The 1719-nt window shown below is 39.3% G+C and carries 1 protein-coding gene; it reads right to left on the bottom strand.

Annotated elements, in window-relative coordinates:
• Positions 1-240 precede the first annotated feature (240 nt).
• Positions 241-1554: an IS30 family transposase gene (locus tag WMO75_RS19460; RefSeq protein WP_173702612.1), complete on the bottom strand. Its 1314-nt coding sequence runs from the start codon at positions 1552-1554 to the stop codon at positions 241-243.
• Positions 1555-1719: the final 165 nt, after the last annotated feature.

The following is a 1719-nucleotide window of genomic DNA, read 5'->3' as shown; positions in this document are numbered from 1 at the left end:
ACTTAAATGAAAAACTAAATTCCAGCTGTGGATTATCTCAGTAACTATGCGGGATTAAATTCTGTAATGCACCTTAACAATTCTATTTTTTTGTCTTATAATAAACCTGTAAGCACTCATGATTTATGTTTTTATGCATACTAACCGGGCATCTGAAAATAGTGTGCGAGACTAAATTCCACATGCCTTATGTGCAAGACTAAATTCTGGTGCAGTGAAATCTGCCTGTGCTTTACTATTTTATTTTATAAGTTTTGGACTAAGCATAACATCATCAGGTGCGATTGCCTTTAATCCTAATGCTTTGTGCAGTTTGTTGTCCAAGAGTAAAAGAGAGAGTTCATATGGGCTATGTCCATTAAGACTGTCTCTTTTTTCGTTGTTTATGTGATTCATCATAAGTCTGACTTTCTCGTCATTTAAATCAGCGAATGAACTCCCTTTCGGACGGATGTAGCGGATATACTCGTGGTTCTTTTCGCAGGCACCTTTTTGCCAAAAGCTGTATGGATCACAGTAAAAGACCGTCGTGCTTTTACTTCCGTCACAGAATTTCTCCATCTCTTCACGAGCTGAGAATTCTGAACCTCCATCCGTGAGGATCACCGGAAAAAGCTTTTTGAATGCATCCTGTCCTAACACTGTTTCAAGCCATACAAAGACCTCTAACACGCATTCCTGGTCTTGATATTCCAACAGGAACATAAGCATAAGATTGCAGTTGCGGAATGTAAAGGTCAAGAGGGCGCAGCTTTCGCCTTTCATTCCTTCCACGCAGTCCATTTCCACAACATTTATATCTGGATGATCTTTCATATAATTCTGGAAATTTTCGTAGTTATGACCTTGACGATAAGAACGATCTTTTGCACTGGTCTGTGTAGGTTTCTTGCGTTTCTTATAACGTACAGAACGTCTTAAGTCACCATTGCGGACATCGAATACACAATCATTGATGTAGGAGTAAAGTGTTCTTCTGGAGCAACCCAATTCTTCTGCATGAGTAGCATAAATATGACCGATGGACTGATGCTTCTCCTTGATCAATGGAACCAATAAATCATTCATGGATTGAATGCTTTCCGGAGTCTGGTTAATGCCGACTCTGCAATCGACCAGCACGCTACGGTACTCATCATGGGCATATTTGGATGAATAAAACTTTCTGGGCATAAGACAATGGGTCTTTTTACCACAGCCATTACATACGTAGGGAGGTTTATTCAGTTTCTCACATTCAGCTGTCTCATATGCGGGACATATATCAGTGCAGCGAAAGGATGGTTTTCTGCAAAGCTTACAATGAATGCCACACATCTTATCACACAAGCATGTCACCTTACAGTTCTTGCGATGAATACATGGCGGGTGAGTGTAACCTGAATCCGGACGTTCTTTTGTATGTGCGTGGAGACGTACTTCCTTTGATATGGTAGATGGATTTTTACCAATAATCCGTCCAATTTCAGTGAAGCTTTTATTCTCAGTAAGACCTTTCTCGATATCAACACGCTGTTCAAATGTTAAATGTTTCTGATTGCCTTTATTTTTCATAATTATCTCCAATCTGCACAGGCAGGCAATCAGCTGCAAGTACATTATACGGAGTAATGATTATCAAAGACAATATGGCAAATATGTGTGCAAAAGTAACTTCGACCTATATGGAATTTACTCTTGCATTTGGTCCAAAACCGGAATTTAGTTTTTCATTTAAGT

It is taken from the genome of Blautia intestinihominis (assembly GCF_040096655.1).
GTDB classification, from domain to species: Bacteria; Bacillota; Clostridia; order Lachnospirales; family Lachnospiraceae; genus Blautia_A; species Blautia_A intestinihominis.
The sequence above is the reverse complement of the archived record's forward strand: the minus strand, read 5'-3'. Positions and strand labels throughout refer to the sequence as shown.

Coding starts and splice junctions, on each gene's coding strand:
- WMO75_RS19460 (WP_173702612.1), bottom strand. CDS start 1,554: ATGAAAAATAAAGGCAATCAGAAACATTTAACATTTGAACAGCGTGTT.